The following is a 15793-nucleotide window of genomic DNA, read 5'->3' as shown; positions in this document are numbered from 1 at the left end:
CGGGGACGGACGGGAATCACGAGGAAGGGAACGGCTCGCGCATGGCTTTCGAACCGCCGCGGCGCCTGGTGCGGGCGCTCGGGGAGACGGCACCGGCCGGGGACGACTGGCTGGCCCGGCTGCCCGAGGTGGCCGAACGGGCCGTTACGCGGTGGGAGTTGACCGTCGAGCGGGTGCAGGTGCCCGGCGGGCGCAGCAGCCTGGTGGTGCTGGTGCGGCAGGCCGACGGCACCCCGGCGGTGCTGAAGCTGGCCCCGCCGAGGGCCCGCCCGGAGAGCGAGCGGGCGGCGCTGGCGCACTGGGGCGGGCGGGGTGCCGTACAGCTGCTGGCGTCGGACGCGGACGACAGCGCGCAGGGGGCGCTGCTGCTGGAGCGGCTGCACCCGGACGTCTCGGTGCGGTCGCTGCCGGAGGCGAAGGCGCTGCTGGAGGCGGCGGGCACGCTGCGGCGGCTGTGGGTGGAGCCGCCCGCGGACCATGTCTTCGAGTCCGTCGCCGGGCGCACCGGGCGGCAGGCGGTGGCGATGCGGGCGGGCGCGGAGCGGGATCCCGAGGTGGCGGCGCTGGTGGACGCGGCGCTGGCGGCGCGGGAGGACCTGCTGGTGGCGCCGCCGGAGGAGCGGTTGCTGCACGGCACGTTCCGGCAGAGCAAGGTGCTGGCCGGGGAGCGGTTGCCGTGGCTCGCGGTGGGTCCCGATCCGGTGGTCGGGGAGAACGCGTTCGATCTGGCGCGGCTGGTGCGGGACCGGGTGGAGGATCTGATCGCCTCGCCCGCGGGCGCGTCCATCACCCGGCGGCGGATCAAGCGGCTCGCGGAGTCGCTGGAGGTGGACCAGGAGCGGCTGCGGGGGTGGACGCTGTTCCGGGCGGTGGAGTCGGGGGTGCGCGCGGTGCGGGTCGGCAGGCCGCGGGACGGGGAGCTGCTGCTGGAATTCGCCGGGTGGCTCTAGGAGTCGCCGAGCACGGTGCGGGCGATGTCCTCCAGTGAGCCGAGCAGCGGGTTCGGGTCGTCGGCGCGGGTGACGAGCAGGACCTCGCAGGGGTCGGTGTCGACGAGGGGGATCAGGGCGAGGTCCTCGCGTGCCGCGGCGCGTCGATCACCGGCGGGGAAGACCGCGACGCAGTGGCCGGTGGCGACGAGCTCCAGCTTGTCCTCGAAGCTGTCGTCGCCCGCGGGCCGAGGCGGCGCCGGGTGGGCGCCGACCGGTCTGGGAGTGCTCCAGAGGACCGGGGTGCTGGCGCAGGCCACCAGTTCCTCGTCCGCCAGGGCCCCGGGGCTGATCGCCTTTTCGTCGGCCAGCGGGTGACTGGCCGCGGTGACGAGCACCCGCGGTTCCTGATGGAGGGTGGTCACCCGGAAGCCGTCCGTGGGGAAGGGCAGGGGTCCGTAGGCGATGAGGGCGTCGATACGCCCCTCGGCGAGCGCGCGCGTGTCCCGCCAGTCGAGGTGCCGGGTGCGGACCTGGGCCTCAGGGTGGCGGCGGCGCAGTTCCTGCGTGCAGGCGGTGATGACCAGTCCCTCGGCGCGGCCGACGGTGACGGTACGAGGCTGCGCGGCGGCCCTGGCCGTGCGGGCGGCCCGCTCGGCCTCCTGGAGCAGGATCCGGGCCCGGGGCAGGAAGGCCCGGCCGGCGTCGGTGAGGCTGCTGCCCTGCGGCGAGCGGTCGAGGAGCCGCACCCCGAGCTGGGCCTCCAGTCGCTGGATCTGGCGGCTCAGCGACGGCTGCGCCAGGTGCAGCCGGGTGGCGGCCCGGCCGAAGTTGCCGTGCTCCGCCACGACCGTGAAATAGCGCACGAGCCGCAGATCGACGTCCATCCGGCCAGCGTACGTCGCGCGCTGTCATGCGCCTGGCGCATGACGGCATACGGAACGGGTCTTGGACACGGGGTGCCGGTCGCCATTTGGCTTGCGGGCATGACCACTTATGACGGCAAGAAGATCGTGATCACGGGCGGCAGCAGCGGTATCGGACTGGCCGCCGCCCGGTTGTTCGCGGACGGCGGGGCGCGCGTGCTGATCACCGGCCGCACCCGGTCCGCCCTGGACAGCGCGCTGGAGCGGCTGGGCGAGGGGGCGATCGCCGTCCGCAGCGACGCCGCGTCCCTGACGGAGATCGAGGCGCTGGCCGCCACGGTCCGGGAGCGGTTCGGCACGGTGGACGCGCTGTTCGTGAACGCCGGTGTCACCGCGTCCGCGCCGTTCGGCTCGACGACGGAGGACATGTACGACGCGCTGTTCGACATCAACGCCAAGGGCCCGTACTTCACCGTGCAGGCGCTGGCGCCGCTGCTGCGCGAGGGGAGCGGGGTGGTCCTCACCACGTCGGTGGTGAACGTCCTGGGCCTGGACGCGCTCAGTGCCTACTCGGCGAGCAAGGCGGCGCTGCGGTCGATGACGCGCACGCTGGCCCGCGAGCTGCTGCCGCGCGGGGTGCGGGTCAATGCCGTGAGCCCCGGCCCGACCGACACGGGCGTCCTGGACCGCTCTGTCCCCGCCGATGTCGCCGAGACGGTGAAGGCCGGCTATCGGAGCACCATCCCGATGCGGCGGCTTGGGACGCCCGAGGAAGTGGCCGCGGCGGTGGCGTACTTGGCGTTCGGCGCGACCTTCTCGACGGGCGCGGAGTTCCCTGTCGACGGCGGGGCCTCGCAGCTCTAGGCCGGGCCCCCGGAGCCGCGTCGTCGCCCTCCCCGGGCCTTCCCGGGACCGGGTGGACGCGACGACGCCCCCGGGGGGACCCGGGGGCGTCGTGCGTCGGCCGGTGACTACGCGGTCAGGCGCGCGATCGCGTCCGCCACGGACACTTCCTCGCGCTCGCCGGTCTTGCGGTCCTTCAGCTCCAGGACGCCCTCGGCCGAGCGGCGGCCCGCGACGAGGATCTGGGGGACGCCGATCAGTTCGGCGTCGGTGAACTTGACGCCCGGGGAGACACCGGCGCGGTCGTCGACGAGGACGCGGACGCCCGCGGCGGCCAGCTGGCCCGCGACATCGAGGGCCAGCTCGGTCTGGAGGGCCTTGCCCGCGGCGACCACGTGCACATCGGCCGGGGCGATCTCCTTGGGCCAGCACAGGCCCTGCTCGTCGGCGGTCTGCTCGGCGAGCGCGGCGACGGCGCGGGAGACGCCGATGCCGTAGGAGCCCATGGTGACGCGGACGGGCTTGCCGTTCTGGCCGAGGACGTCGAGCTTGAGGGCGTCGGCGTACTTGCGGCCCAGCTGGAAGATGTGGCCGATCTCGATGGCGCGGTCCAGCTTCAGGCCGGTGCCGCACTTGGGGCAGGGGTCGCCCTCCTGGACCACGACGACGTCCACGTACTCGTCGACCTCGAAGTCGCGTCCGGCGACGACGTTCCTGGCGTGGGTGTCCGCCTTGTTGGCGCCGGTGATCCAGGCGGTGCCGGGGGCGACGCGCGGGTCGGCGATGTACGTGACCTTCTCGCCCAGGCCCTGCGGGCCGACGTAGCCGCGCACCAGGTCGGGGCGGTCCGCGAAGTCCGCCTCGGTGACCATCTCGACGGTGGCGGGCGCGAAGTGCTCCTCGACCTTGCCGAGGTCCACCTCGCGGTCGCCGGGCACGCCCACGGCGACGATCTCGCCGTCCACCTTGACCAGCAGGTTCTTCAGCGTGTCGGAGGCCTGGACGCCGAGCGAGGCGGCCAGCGTCTCGATGGTCGGGGTGGCGGGGGTGGGGATCTCCTCCAGCGCGGGCACGGCGGAGCCGTCGACGGGCTGGAGCGCGTAGTTGATCGCCTCGGTGTTGGCGGCGAAGTCGCAGTTCGGGCAGTCCGCGAAGGTGTCCTCGCCGGCCTCGGCGGGGGCCAGGAACTCCTCCGACTTCGAGCCGCCCATGGCACCGGCGGTGGCCGCGACGATCCGGTAGTCCAGGCCGAGGCGCGCGAAGATCCGCTGGTAGGCCTCACGGTGCCGGGCGTACGCCTCGGCGAGGCCCTCGTCGGCGGTGTCGAAGGAGTACGAGTCCTTCATCAGGAACTCGCGGCCGCGCAGGATGCCGGCGCGGGGGCGGGCCTCGTCGCGGAACTTGCTCTGGATCTGGTAGAGGATCACCGGCAGGTCCTTGTAGGACGTGCACTGGTCCTTGACCAGCAGGGTGAAGATCTCCTCGTGCGTGGGGCCGAGGAGGTAGTCGCCGCCCTTGCGGTCCTTGAGCCGGAACAGCTCCTGGCCGTACTCGTCCCAGCGGCCGGTGGCGTCGTAGGGCTCGCGGGGCAGCAGGGCGGGGAGCAGCACCTCCTGGGCGCCGATCGCGTCCATCTCCTCGCGTACGACGCGCTCCACGTTGGCGAGGACCTTCTTGCCCAGGGGCAGCCAGGACCAGATACCGGCGGCGGTGCGGCGGACGTAACCGGCGCGGACGAGCAGCTTGTGGCTGAGGACCTCGGCGTCCGCCGGGTCGTCGCGCAGCGTCTTCGCCATCAACTGGGACATGCGCTGGACCGGTGCGTTGGCCATGGTTCTCGTACTCCTGCCAGATATGCGGTGATGGCATAGGAGGTTAGCCGGGCTTGCCGGGCGGGCGGAAATCGGTTAACGCCTCATCGCCTGCGCAGCGGCAGCGGGGCCCCCATGACGGCGTACGGACGCGGCGCGCTCGGGAAGTGGACGCGGCGGGCGAGGTCGGTGTAACCGAGGGAGTGGTAGAGGCCCCGGGCGGGGCTGTCGGTGTCGATCGCGGAGAGGATCGAGCGGGGTTCGGCGGCCGAGTCGGTGATCCTGGTGATCAGCCGCCGCCCGATGCCCCGGTTCTGGTGGTCCGGGTGGACGTGCAGCTCGGTGATCACGAAGGAGTCGTCCAGCCACTCGGTGTTTCCGGCCGCGCGCAGATACGGCTCGACGACCGTCGACCACCAGTGGGTACGGGAGTTGGGCATGCCGTAGACGAAGCCGACGAGGAGCCCCCCGGCGGTCGCGCCGAGGGCCCGGGCGCCCGGGAACTGCATATGGCGCTGGACGATCTGGCGCCGTACGGAGACTTCGTCCGGGCCGAGGCCGAACGCGACCGCTTGGACCGCCAGGGCCTCGTCCACGCGGGCCGCCAGGTCCAGGGGGCCGATCGCTAGATCCATGCCGGGAGCGTATCCGGGTTCAGAACAGCACACTCATGAAGGCGCCGATCTCCTGGAAGCCCACCCTGCGGTACGTGCGGCGGGCGGCGGTGTTGAAGTCGTTGACGTACAGGCTGACCACGGGGGCCACGTCGGCCAGGGCGTAGCGCAGGACGGCGGCCATGGCCGGGGCGGCGAGGCCCTTGCCGCGGTGTTCGGGGGCCACCCACACGCCCTGGATCTGGCATGCCTGGGAGGTGGCCGCGCCGATCTCGGCCTTGAAGACGACCTTGCCGTCCTTGTCCAGACGGGCGAAGGACCGCCCGGAGCCGACGAGTTCGGCGACCCGGGCCTGATAGAGCAGACCGCCGTCGCCGGACAGCGGGGACACCCCGACCTCCTCGGTGAACATCGCCACGCACGCCGGCATGATCGTCTCCATCTCGTCCTTGCGGACGCGGCGGACGTAGGGGTCCGGGGCGATGTCGTCGGGCATCCGGTCGGTGACCATCAGGGGCTGCTGGGACCTGACCTCCCGGGCGGGACCCCAGTGGGGTTCCAGCAGCCGCCACAGCCCGGAGGTGGCGTCGGCGGGACCGACGATGGAGGAGCAGCGCCGCCCGGCCCGCCGGGCCCGGTCGGCGAAGCCGCGTACGGCGCGCTCGGTGGCGCAGATCGGGACCAGGTTGGCGCCCGCGTAGCACAGGGACGTGAGCATGCCGTCCTCGTACCAGCCCCACATCTCACCGCCGAGGCGCCAGGGGTCGAGCCCCGCGATCTGGACGCGGGCGGTCACGAAGGCGTTCACGACCGGCTCGCGGTCGAGGACGGCGAGCGCGGCGTCGAGGTCGCTCGGATCGAGCACCCGTGAGGTGGTCTGGGTCAACAAGTGCGGGGGCCTCACCCTGGGGTTTGCGCTGGTCTTGGCACTATAACCGCGCGTTCCCGGCCACGCGTCGAACAGTCCGGGATTCACAACGCACTGCGCGGGTCGCTCTGCGCAGGGGCATCCCGCACCCGGTCGCGGATGAGATCGGCCACGCGGCCGCCACACGGAGGAAGAGAAACACCGCGATCGGGACGGGACCGAGCCCACCGACCACCGCGACGAGTACCTCCGGATTCTCGACCGGGTCGGTCAGGAGCTGTACGCACACGGCGGGGGCGCGGCCAAGCGCTGGGCGCGCCCCCGCCGTCGTACTCCCCTCAGGCCTGGACGAGGCCCAGGAACGCCTGCCACGCGGTGGTCGGGACGGAGAGGGTGGGGGCGGTGGTGGGGTGCTGCTTGGAGTCGCGGATGTGGATGGTGGTGGGGCAGGTGGCGACCTCGACGCACTCGCCGCCTTGACCAGTGCTGTAGCTCGACTTGTGCCAGGTGAGGGCGACTTCGAGGCACTGTCCGCCACTGCCACTGCTGTAGCTGCTCTTGAACCACGTCAGGTCCGACGGCTTCTCGACGCTCATGTCTCTCCCAGCACCTTCTCTACGAATCTATCGCGGTTTCGCCGTCCAGTTCTCCGGGACGGGCCAAGGGCCCCGTGGCCTGCGTCAGCGCCTCAGCCCGGCAAACGAGCCCAGGAACGCCTGCCACGCGGTGCTCGGGACGGAGAGGGTGGGGGCGGTGGCGGGGCTCTGCTTGGAGTCGCGGATGTGGATGGTGGTGGGGCAGGTGGCGACCTCGACACACTGGCCACCTTCGCCGTCGCTGTAGGTGGACTTGCGCCAGGTGAGGGCGACTTCGAGGCACTGGCCGCCATCGCCATCGCTGTAACTGCTCTTGAACCACGTCAGGTTCGACGGCTTCTCGACGCTCATGTCGCTCCCAGCAACTTCTCTACGAGGGCTAGTGATTCACGCGGGGGCAGGGCTTGGGCACGCAGGATGCCGTATCGCTCCTCCATCTCCCTGACCGTCTGAGCATCGGAGTAGAGGCGGCTGCCCTTGTGCGCGTCCGCGTAGCCGATCCTGCGCCCCTTCGCCGTGTCGATCAAGGTGAAGGTACCAAACAGGGCTGCGTGCTCTTCCCGGTCGTTCGGCATGACCTGGACCTCCACGTTACGCCGTTGCCCGATGAGCAGGATCTGCTCCAACTGCCCACGCATTACCGCCGGTCCGCCCCAGCCCTTGTGCAGGAGAGCTTCCTCCATCACGAAGCTGATGGTGGGCGCCGTCTTACGCTCGAAGATCTCCTGCCGAGCCAGCCGCGCGGCGACGCGCTGTTCGATGGTCGCCTCGTCCAGCAGGGGCCGCCGCATGGTGAACACGGTCCGTGCATAGTCCTCCGTTTGCAACAGACCGTTAATCAGAAGTGCGTCGTACACATGCCACCCGACCGCCTCCCGCTCCAACTTCGCCGCATCGCGGAAGAACGCCGGATACTGTGCCCTCTCCATGTCCTCGATGAAGTCGACCAGGATCCCACCCGCACCCAGCACCTCATCCGCCCGCCGAATGAACTTCGCGTTCGGGATCCGTCGACCCACCTCGTACGACGTGATGGTCGCCGCCGAGTAACCCGTACGGCGACCCAACTCGGCCCGTTCCAGGCCCGCTTGGACCCGTAGCCGCTTCAGCACCCGTCCGAAGACGAGTGGAATGCCCGAGCCCGGCGCTTCCTGGCCGTCCTGGTCTTCCTGTGCTTCCTCGCTCATGTACACCCCCAATGCCCTTGCGCCACCCTCGGTCACGGCGCGCTCGTGTACAGCGGCACCTCGCCCTTGTACAACGCCTGGTGGTCCTGGTGCGGCCGCTGTTCAACGCTACTGAGCGTGCGGGACCGTAACCGCGTGAAATCAGAAATCTCCACCCAGGAATTCGCCATGCGCTTCACCTCCACCCCGCGCGGCGCGCGGCTCGCCCGGCGGCTGGTCTCGCTGCGGCTGGACGAGTGGGGGCATCCGTACGACGGCCGGGTCAACGAGGCCGTCACGCTGATCTCGGCGGAGTTCGCGGCCAACGCCGTACAGCACGGGCGCGTACCCGGGCGGGACTTCCATCTGCGGCTCGCCGGGGGCGACGGCGTCGTACGCGTGGAGGTCTCGGACACCCTGACCGAGCGGCTGCCCGAACGGCGGGCGCCGAGCGGGGAGTCGGGGCGGGGGCTGATCCTGGTGGAGGCGCTCGCGGACAAGTGGGGGGTGGCGCCCCGGCAGCCCGGCAAGACGGTCTGGGCGGAGGTACGGCTGAGTCCCGCCACCCGGGGGTGACGGGACTCGTGACGTCGTACGGTCAGCCCGCGACGGAGACCGAGGGCTCGCCGGACTCCACGCCCTCGTCCTGCATCTTCTCGGCCAGCTTCATGGCCTCCTCGATGAGGGTCTCCACGATCTTGGACTCGGGGACGGTCTTGATGACCTCGCCCTTGACGAAGATCTGGCCCTTGCCGTTGCCGGAGGCGACGCCGAGGTCGGCCTCGCGGGCCTCGCCGGGGCCGTTGACGACGCAGCCCATGACGGCGACGCGGAGCGGGACGTCCATGCCGGTGAGGCCCGCGGTGACCTCTTCGGCGAGCTTGTAGACGTCGACCTGGGCGCGGCCGCAGGACGGGCAGGAGACGATCTCCAGGCCGCGCTGGCGCAGGTTCAGGGACTCCAGGATCTGGTTGCCGACCTTGACCTCCTCGACCGGAGGTGCCGAGAGGGAGACGCGGATGGTGTCGCCGATGCCCTCGGAGAGCAGCGCGCCGAAGGCGACGGCCGACTTGATGGTGCCCTGGAAGGCGGGGCCCGCCTCGGTGACGCCGAGGTGCAGGGGGTAGTCGCACTGCGCGGCGAGCTGGCGGTACGCCTCGATCATCACGACCGGGTCGTTGTGCTTGACCGAGATCTTGATGTCGCGGAAGTCGTGCTCCTCGAAGAGGGAGGCTTCCCACAGCGCGGACTCGACCAGCGCCTCCGGGGTGGCCTTGCCGTACTTCTGGAGCAGGCGGCGGTCCAGCGAGCCCGCGTTCACGCCGATGCGGATCGGGGTGCCGTGCTCCTTGGCGACCTGGGCGATCTCCTTGACCTGGTCGTCGAACTTCTTGATGTTGCCCGGGTTCACGCGGACCGCGGCGCAGCCGGCCTCGATGGCGGCGAAGACGTACTTGGGCTGGAAGTGGATGTCCGCGATCACCGGGAGCTGCGACTTGCGCGCGATGGTGGGCAGCGCGTCGGCGTCGTCCTGGGTGGGGCAGGCCACCCGGACGATCTGGCAGCCGGAGGCGGTCAGCTCGGCGATCTGCTGGAGAGTGGCGCCGATGTCGGACGTACGGGTCGTGGTCATCGACTGGACCGATACGGGGGCGTCTCCGCCGACCGGCACGGTTCCGACCTGGATCTGCCGGCTCTTGCGGCGCTCGGCGAGCTTGGTCGGTACGGACGGCATGCCGAGAGAAATCGCAGTCATCTGCTGTGCAACCCCAAGTCGTGGATCAAGATCCGGCCCCGTGCTACGGCGGGCTCCGGCATCCGAGATTACGTCACCGGCGCGTGCGCGGGCACATCCCACCCGAGAAAACTCCCTCATTGGGGGGCGGCCGGACGCCGGACGGAAGCGGCCCGGACCCTCAGGGTGCCGGGCCGCCGTGAACGTCGGCCGGCTAGGAGATTTTGACCGGGTTGACGACGTCCGCGATCAGCACCAGGACGGTGAAGCAGACGAAGATCCCGGCCACCACGTACGCCACCGGCATGAGCTTGGCCACGTCGAACGGGCCCGGGTCCGGGCGGCGCAGCACCCGGGCCAGGTTGCGCCGCAGCGCCTCCCACAGGGCACCGGCGATGTGGCCGCCGTCGAGCGGGAGCAGCGGGAGCATGTTGAACAGGAACAGCGAGAGGTTGAACCCGGCGAGCAGCATCACGAACATCGCCACCTGCTGGGAGGCGGGGATGTCCAGGGTGGCGATGTCGCCGGTGATGCGGGCCGCGCCGACGATGCCCATCGGGGAGTCCGGCTGGCGCGGGGCGTTGTCGAAGGCCGCGTCCCACAGGGCCGGGATCTTGCCGGGCAGGGCGGCGAGGGAGTCGACGGCGTCGCCGACCCGGTCGCTCATCCAGGTCACCGAGTCGCCGAAGCCCTGCTTCTGCACGCCGGTGGCGGAGCTGAAGCCGAGGAAACCGGCCTTCACGTACTTGCCCTGCACATACGTGCCGCTGGAGTCCTTCTGGGCGACCAGGTTGGTGGCGATCTTCGCGTGCAGGGTGAGCTGCTTCCCGTCGCGCTCGACGACGATCGGCACCTCCTTGCCCGCGCTGACCCGGATCAGGTCCGAGAGGGTGTTCCAGTCCTTGGTGGGCTTGCCCGCGAAGGAGACGATCTTGTCGCGCTTCTGGATGCCGGCGGCCTGGGCCGGGGAGGCCGGGTCGGACTTCTTGCAGGTGTCGCGGTTCTCGCTCTGCGCGATGACGCAGGGCGAGACGGAGGAGACGGTGGTGGTCTGCTGCTGGATGCCGAAGCCCATGAGCACGGTGAAGAACAGGGCGACGGCGAGCACCAGGTTCATGAACGGGCCCGCGAACATGACGATGACGCGCTTCCACGGCTTGCGCGTGTAGAACATGCGCGTCTCGTCGCCGGGCTGGAGCTCCTCGTAGGCCGCGGTGCGGGCGTCCTCGATCATCCCGCGCCAGGGCGAGGTGGAACGGGCGGAGATCCGGCCCGCGTTGTCCGGCGGGAACATGCCGATCATGCGGATGTAGCCGCCGAGCGGGACCGCCTTGATGCCGTACTCGGTGTCGCCCTTCTTGCGCGACCACACGGTGGGGCCGAAGCCGACCATGTACTGCGGGACGCGGATGCCGAAGAGTTTGGCCGTCGACAGGTGCCCCAGCTCGTGCCACGCGATCGAGACGAGCAGACCGAACGCGAAGACCACTATGCCGAGGATGAACATCAAGGTCGTCATGCACGCGCCTCCGCGGTCGCCGTCGTGGCTGTGATCTCACGGGCCCGGGTCCGCGCCCAGGTCTCCGCTTCGAGGACGTCCGACACCGTGAGCGAAGTTCCCGTTTCCGGTGTGCCGTGTTCCTCGACGACCCGGGTGACGGTCTCCATGATCCCGCTGAAGGGCAGCGCGCCGTTCAGGAAAGCCGCGACGCACTCCTCGTTGGCGGCATTGAACACCGCCGGAGCCGTCCCCGCGAGCTGTCCGACATGCCGGGCCAGATTGACCGCGGGGAAGGCCTCGTTGTCCAGCGGGAAGAACTCCCAGGTGGACGCCTTGCTCCAGTCGAAGGCGGGCGCGGCGTCCGGAACCCGTTCGGGCCAGCCGAGACCGATGGCGATCGGGCCCCGCATGTCGGGCGGCGTGGCCTGGGCGATCGTCGAGCCGTCGGTGAACTCGACCATCGAGTGGACGTACGACTGCGGGTGCACGACCACCTCGATGCGGTCGAACGGGATGTCGTACAGCAGATGCGCCTCGATGACCTCCAGGCCCTTGTTGACCAGGGTCGCGGAGTTGACCGTGATCACCGGGCCCATCGCCCAGGTGGGGTGGGCGAGGGCGTCCTGCACGGTCACGTCCGCCAGGTCTGCCTTGGTTCGGCCGCGGAAGGGGCCGCCGGAGGCGGTGACGACCAGCTTGCGCACATCGGCGCGGGTACCGGCGGCGAGCGCCTGGAAGAGGGCGGCGTGCTCGGAGTCGACCGGGATGATCTGGCCGGGCTTGGCCAGCGCGGTGACCAGCGGGCCGCCGACGATCAGCGACTCCTTGTTGGCGAGCGCGAGGGTGCGGCCCGCCTCCAGGGCGGCGAGGGTCGGCGCGAGACCGATGGATCCGGTGATGCCGTTCAGCACGGTGTGGCAGTCGGACGCGGCCAGCTCGGTGGCCGCCCGCGGTCCGGCGAGGATCTCGGGCCCCGGCTCGCCGGGGCCGTACGCGGCGGCGAGCGCCTCGCGCAGGGCCGGTACGGCGTCCTCGCGGGCGACCGAGACGGTGCGCACCCGCAGCCGGTGCGCCTGCTCGGCGAGGAGCGCGACCCGGCCGCCGTTGGCGGACAGCGCGGTGACGCGGAAGCGGTCGGGGTTGCGCAGCACGAGGTCGATGGCCTGGGTGCCGATGGATCCGGTGGAGCCGAGGATCACCACGTCCTTGGGGCCGTCACCGGCGAGGGGGTCATGGACGAGGTGGGGGTCGGCGAGGGGTGCCGGACGGGCAGGGCTGTCGGTCATCCCCCCATTGTGGCCGCACGCGGTGACAGCGAGGACAGGGTGTCCCCTCAGCGGGTCCCTCCGAATGCGCGGAAGAGGTGAAGATCCTGTGATACCACTTCAGTCTGCGCTTTCGCGCTCACGCATTTCGCGGACGACATCCTTGGGGGGATCTCTTCATGCGGACCATACGGCTGCGCGCCGCCCTGCCCGCCCTCGCCGGTGCGGCCCTGCTCACCGGCACCCTGCTCAACACCCCGGCCCAGGCCGCCGGGGGCGTGAAGATCTACCACGTCTGGTTCGACAGCCCCGGCTCGGACAACCGCTCGAACACGAGCCTGAACGGCGAGTGGGTGCAGATCAAGAACACCGGCGGCTCGGCGGTCTCGCTCAAGGGGTGGGTGCTCAAGGACGCCTCGAACCACCGGTACGTCTTCCCGAACATCAAGATCGGCGCCGGGAAGTACCTGAAGATCCACACCGGTTCCGGCAAGGCCACCGCGTCGGACAGGTACCAGGGCCGCCGCGCCTACGTCTGGAACAACGACAAGGACACGGCCACGCTCACGAAGGCGAGCGGCGCCAAGGTCTGGTCCTGCTCCTGGACGACGCGGGACCCCAGCGACAAGTACTGCTGACACGTCTGACCGGGTACCGCTAGTCGCCGTAGGGGCGGCGGGCGTTCTCGCGCGCCGAAGGCCCGGGGGTCGCGTCGGCGATCCACGGGCCGTCCTCCGAGGGGTCCACGATCCCCTCCTCCAGCCAGGTGTAGGCGCCGCCGAGGACGCCCTTGACGACCGTGCGGTCGAGGTCGTCGGTGTTGGTCCACAGCCGCCCGAACAGCTCCTCGACGCGGATCCGGGCCTGGCGGCAGAAGGCGTCGGCGAGCTGGTACGCCTCCCGTCCGTGCTCGTCGCGGGTGCGCAGCCGCTCGGCCCGTACGCAGGCCGCGCTCATCGCGAACAACTCGGCGCCGACGTCCACGATCCGCCCGAGGAAGCCCTGCTTGGTCTCCATCCGGCCCTGCCAGCGGGACATGCCGTAGAAGGTGGCGCGGGCCAGCCTGCGGGCCGTGCGCTCGATGTAGCGCAGATGGGTGGACAGATCGACGCCGTGCCGGAACTCGCCGTACGAGGACGGCAGTTGCCCCGGACCCGCGACCAGCCTCGGCAGCCACTTGGCGTAGAAGACCCCGGCCTGCGCGCCCGCCTTCGCCTTCTCCGGCAGGGACTTGGCCGGATCGATGAGGTCACCGGCGACGGAGAGGTGGGCGTCCACGGCCTCGCGGGCGATCAGCAGGTGCATGATCTCCGTGGAGCCCTCGAAGATCCGGTTGATGCGCAGATCGCGCAGCATCTGCTCGGCGGGTACGGCCCGTTCGCCGCGCGCCTTGAGCGACTCGGCCGTCTCATAGCCGCGCCCGCCCCGGATCTGGACCAGCTCATCGGCCATCCGCCAGGCCATCTCGGAGCCGTAGAGCTTGGCGAGGGCGGCCTCGATGCGGATGTCGTTGCGATCCTCGTCGGCCATCTGGGAGGAGAGGTCGAGCACCGCCTCCAGCGCGAAGGTGGTCGCCGCGATGAAGCTGATCTTCGCGCCGACGGCTTCGTGCAGCGCGAGGGGCTTGCCCCACTGCTCACGCTCCGCCGACCATTCACGGGCGATTTTCAGACACCACTTCCCGGCACCGGCGCACATCGCGGGCAGCGAGAGGCGGCCGGTGTTGAGGGTGGTGAGCGCGATCTTGAGACCGGCGCCCTCGGGGCCTATTCGGTGTCCGGCCGGCACCCGCACCCGGTGGAAGCGGGTCACGCCGTTCTCGATGCCGCGCAGCCCCATGAAGGCGTTGCGGTGCTCGACGGTGATGCCCTCGGAGCCCGCCTCCACGACGAACGCGGTGATGCCGCCCTTGTGCCCCTCGGACTTCGGCACCCGCGCCATGACGACGAGCAGATCGGCGACGACGCCGTTGGTCGTCCACAGCTTCACCCCGTCGAGGACGTACTCGTCACCGTCCGGTACGGCGGTGGTGGCGAGCCGCGCCGGATCGGACCCGACATCGGGCTCGGTGAGCAGGAAGGCGGAGATGTCGCTGCGCGCACACCGCGGCAGAAACGCCTCTTTCTGCTCCTCCGTGCCGAACATCTTCAGCGGCTGGGGCACGCCGATCGACTGGTGCGCGGAGAGCAGGGCGCCGACGGCGGGGCTCACGGAGCCGACCAGGGCGAGGGCCTTGTTGTAGTAGAGCTGGCTGAGGCCGAGACCGCCGTACTTCGGGTCGATCTTCATCCCGAGGGCGCCGAGTTCCTTCAGGCCCGCCACGACCTCGTCGGGGATGCGGGCCTCGCGCTCGATCCGCGCGGAGTCGACCTCCGCCTCGCAGAAGGCGCGCAGCTTGGCCAGGAACTCCTCACCGCGCCGTACGGACTCCTCGGCGGGCATCGGGTGCGGGTGCACCAGATCGAGCCGGAAGCGCCCGAGGAACAGCTCCTTGGCGAAGCTGGGCTTGTGCCAGTCCCGCTCCCGCGCGGCCTCCGCGACCTGGCGGGCCTCACGCTCGGTGACGGTGCTGCGGTTCTCGGTGGGGGCGGACATGGGGATCACCTCGCCGCGAAGGGGGACGGCCGGGACCGTTCGCTACCGACCGGTGCTATTGGGTCGTTGGTACCCGAAATGGAACGGCCCCGCCACCCCTCTGGGGGGTGGGCGGGGCTGTTCGGGTCGTCTTTCCCGAAGCGGAGCCGTCCTCAGACCGGCCGGGCTACCGCCTGCGCGGCGACCACTTCTCCGGGACGAGCGGCACGGGCATCAGGTACGCGGCGAAGGCGATCTGGCACAGGACCTGGAACACCAGCGGCTCGGGATAATTCGCCCCCACGAGAGGCCACGTGAAAAATATCATCGGGAAAGCCAGCGTCGCCCGGAACGTGGTGGTTTCCATGTGCCGGTGCGCCAGGCCCGCGAGGAGGGCGAGGAGCAGCGTCGGTACGCCGGTGATGACGAGCACGCCCAAGCCGAACCATATGAGGTCGGTGTAAGAGTCGTCCGGGTGCACCATGACGGTGATGATCACCCACGTCACGGCGAACAGGGCCACATACGTCAGGACGAGCCGCCCGATCCGCTCCAGCACCCGGCGGGCACCGGGGCGGGCCGGGGTCTTCATGTCTTGCGTCAGCATCCGGAAACGCACTTCCCGTCCATTCATCCACATCAGGGCAGGCGTCCCCATGCCGGCTCACGGTGACGGAGGTCTGCGTCGCCTTGATCTTGATCATGTTGTCGACTGCGAAAGGGTTCGTCAGGCTGCCCCGGGGGGGGCTGAGCACTGCCGTTTAGGTCAGACCCCCGAAAACAAGGCCAAGCCAGCGGTGAGGATGAAGAGCAGGAGTACAACCGCAATAATGAACAGGACCTCGGAACCTTCCCTGAACTTGGGCTTCGAGAAAGCTTTGGAGAACTTACCAGCACCCCATGTCATCCAGATGGGCGACGTAAGCAGAAACCCGAAGAAGAGAACCAACATGAGGACGATCACGTTCAGACCCTTTCATCATGCACACTCGACGGATTCACGCATCATACCGGGATTGGATCAC

17 protein-coding genes are annotated in these 15793 nt (G+C 70.3%); 4 read left to right on the top strand and 13 right to left on the bottom strand.

Features of this window, described 5'->3' with window-relative positions; all coding sequences use genetic code 11:
* Nucleotides 1-41 precede the first annotated feature (41 nt).
* Nucleotides 42-950, top strand: a complete 909-nt coding sequence (locus ACLF5H_RS08420; protein ID WP_421675429.1) for an aminoglycoside phosphotransferase family protein — start codon at nt 42-44, stop codon at nt 948-950.
* Here ACLF5H_RS08420 and ACLF5H_RS08415 read toward each other — a convergent pair.
* The gene (locus tag ACLF5H_RS08415) at nt 947-1816 is read right to left on the bottom strand and encodes a LysR family transcriptional regulator (protein ID WP_421675428.1); all 870 of its coding nucleotides are present in this window, start codon (nt 1814-1816) and stop codon (nt 947-949) included. The genes ACLF5H_RS08420 and ACLF5H_RS08415 overlap by 4 nt on opposite strands.
* 99 nt (nt 1817-1915) lie before the next feature.
* Between ACLF5H_RS08415 and ACLF5H_RS08410 the strand changes: the two genes are divergently transcribed.
* Complete coding sequence (locus ACLF5H_RS08410; protein ID WP_421675427.1) at nt 1916-2659, top strand: SDR family oxidoreductase; 744 nt, start codon at nt 1916-1918, stop codon at nt 2657-2659.
* A gap of 107 nt (nt 2660-2766) precedes the next feature.
* On the opposite strand, the gene ACLF5H_RS08405 is transcribed toward ACLF5H_RS08410, so the two are convergent.
* From ACLF5H_RS08405 to ACLF5H_RS08380, 6 genes are all read right to left on the bottom strand, one after another.
* On the bottom strand, nt 2767-4470 hold the full coding sequence (locus tag ACLF5H_RS08405; RefSeq protein ID WP_421675426.1) for a proline--tRNA ligase: 1704 nt from the start codon (nt 4468-4470) through the stop codon (nt 2767-2769).
* Nucleotides 4471-4553: 83 nt separating this feature from the next.
* A complete protein-coding gene (locus ACLF5H_RS08400; RefSeq protein ID WP_421675425.1) occupies nt 4554-5084 on the bottom strand; it encodes a GNAT family N-acetyltransferase in 531 nt (176 codons plus the stop codon).
* 19 nt (nt 5085-5103) lie between these two features.
* The gene (locus tag ACLF5H_RS08395) at nt 5104-5952 is read right to left on the bottom strand and encodes a GNAT family N-acetyltransferase (protein WP_161218318.1); all 849 of its coding nucleotides are present in this window, start codon (nt 5950-5952) and stop codon (nt 5104-5106) included.
* A 317-nt stretch (nt 5953-6269) separates the two neighbouring features.
* Entirely contained in the window at nt 6270-6527 is a 258-nt protein-coding gene (locus ACLF5H_RS08390) for a DUF397 domain-containing protein (protein ID WP_421675424.1), read from the bottom strand.
* Nucleotides 6528-6611: 84 nt separating this feature from the next.
* Nucleotides 6612-6878 carry a DUF397 domain-containing protein gene (locus ACLF5H_RS08385; protein WP_421675423.1) on the bottom strand — a complete coding sequence of 89 codons (267 nt, stop codon included), beginning with the start codon at nt 6876-6878 and terminating at the stop codon, nt 6612-6614.
* Entirely contained in the window at nt 6875-7714 is an 840-nt protein-coding gene (locus ACLF5H_RS08380; protein WP_421675422.1) for a helix-turn-helix domain-containing protein, read from the bottom strand. The genes ACLF5H_RS08385 and ACLF5H_RS08380 overlap by 4 nt, the downstream gene beginning before the upstream one ends.
* 135 nt (nt 7715-7849) lie before the next feature.
* On the opposite strand from ACLF5H_RS08380, the gene ACLF5H_RS08375 reads away from it, so the two are divergent.
* Entirely contained in the window at nt 7850-8269 is a 420-nt protein-coding gene (locus ACLF5H_RS08375; RefSeq protein ID WP_421675421.1) for an ATP-binding protein, read from the top strand.
* Nucleotides 8270-8291: 22 nt separating this feature from the next.
* Here the strand turns inward: ACLF5H_RS08375 and ispG are convergent, their stop codons facing one another.
* The 3 genes from ispG to dxr all read right to left on the bottom strand — a co-directional run bounded on the left by ispG (nt 8292) and on the right by dxr (nt 12215).
* A complete protein-coding gene (ispG, locus tag ACLF5H_RS08370; protein ID WP_421675420.1) occupies nt 8292-9449 on the bottom strand; it encodes a flavodoxin-dependent (E)-4-hydroxy-3-methylbut-2-enyl-diphosphate synthase in 1158 nt (385 codons plus the stop codon).
* Between the two features lie 193 nt (nt 9450-9642).
* On the bottom strand, nt 9643-10947 hold the full coding sequence (locus ACLF5H_RS08365; protein ID WP_421675419.1) for a M50 family metallopeptidase: 1305 nt from the start codon (nt 10945-10947) through the stop codon (nt 9643-9645).
* Nucleotides 10944-12215: a 1-deoxy-D-xylulose-5-phosphate reductoisomerase gene (gene dxr, locus ACLF5H_RS08360; RefSeq protein WP_421675418.1), complete on the bottom strand. Its 1272-nt coding sequence runs from the start codon at nt 12213-12215 to the stop codon at nt 10944-10946. Before dxr ends, ACLF5H_RS08365 begins: the two co-directional genes overlap by 4 nt.
* Nucleotides 12216-12373: 158 nt before the next feature.
* On the opposite strand from dxr, the gene ACLF5H_RS08355 reads away from it, so the two are divergent.
* On the top strand, nt 12374-12832 hold the full coding sequence (locus ACLF5H_RS08355) for a lamin tail domain-containing protein (RefSeq protein ID WP_136104238.1): 459 nt from the start codon (nt 12374-12376) through the stop codon (nt 12830-12832).
* A gap of 19 nt (nt 12833-12851) precedes the next feature.
* Here ACLF5H_RS08355 and ACLF5H_RS08350 read toward each other — a convergent pair whose 3' ends face one another.
* The 3 genes from ACLF5H_RS08350 to ACLF5H_RS08340 all read right to left on the bottom strand — a co-directional run bounded on the left by ACLF5H_RS08350 (nt 12852) and on the right by ACLF5H_RS08340 (nt 15732).
* Nucleotides 12852-14789 (bottom strand): acyl-CoA dehydrogenase family protein, encoded by a 1938-nt coding sequence (locus tag ACLF5H_RS08350; protein WP_421675417.1) that lies wholly within the window; start codon nt 14787-14789, stop codon nt 12852-12854.
* A 166-nt stretch (nt 14790-14955) separates the two neighbouring features.
* The gene (locus ACLF5H_RS08345) at nt 14956-15426 is read right to left on the bottom strand and encodes a hypothetical protein (RefSeq protein ID WP_421675416.1); all 471 of its coding nucleotides are present in this window, start codon (nt 15424-15426) and stop codon (nt 14956-14958) included.
* Nucleotides 15427-15534: 108 nt separating this feature from the next.
* Nucleotides 15535-15732, bottom strand: coding sequence for a hypothetical protein (locus ACLF5H_RS08340; protein ID WP_421675415.1), 198 nt, complete (start codon nt 15730-15732; stop codon nt 15535-15537).
* Nucleotides 15733-15793: the final 61 nt, after the last annotated feature.

The sequence above is a fragment of the Streptomyces sp. LaBMicrA B280 genome, from assembly GCF_049222185.1.
Taxonomy (GTDB): Bacteria; Actinomycetota; Actinomycetes; order Streptomycetales; family Streptomycetaceae; genus Streptomyces; species Streptomyces murinus.
The sequence above is the reverse complement of the archived record's forward strand: the minus strand, read 5'-3'. Positions and strand labels throughout refer to the sequence as shown.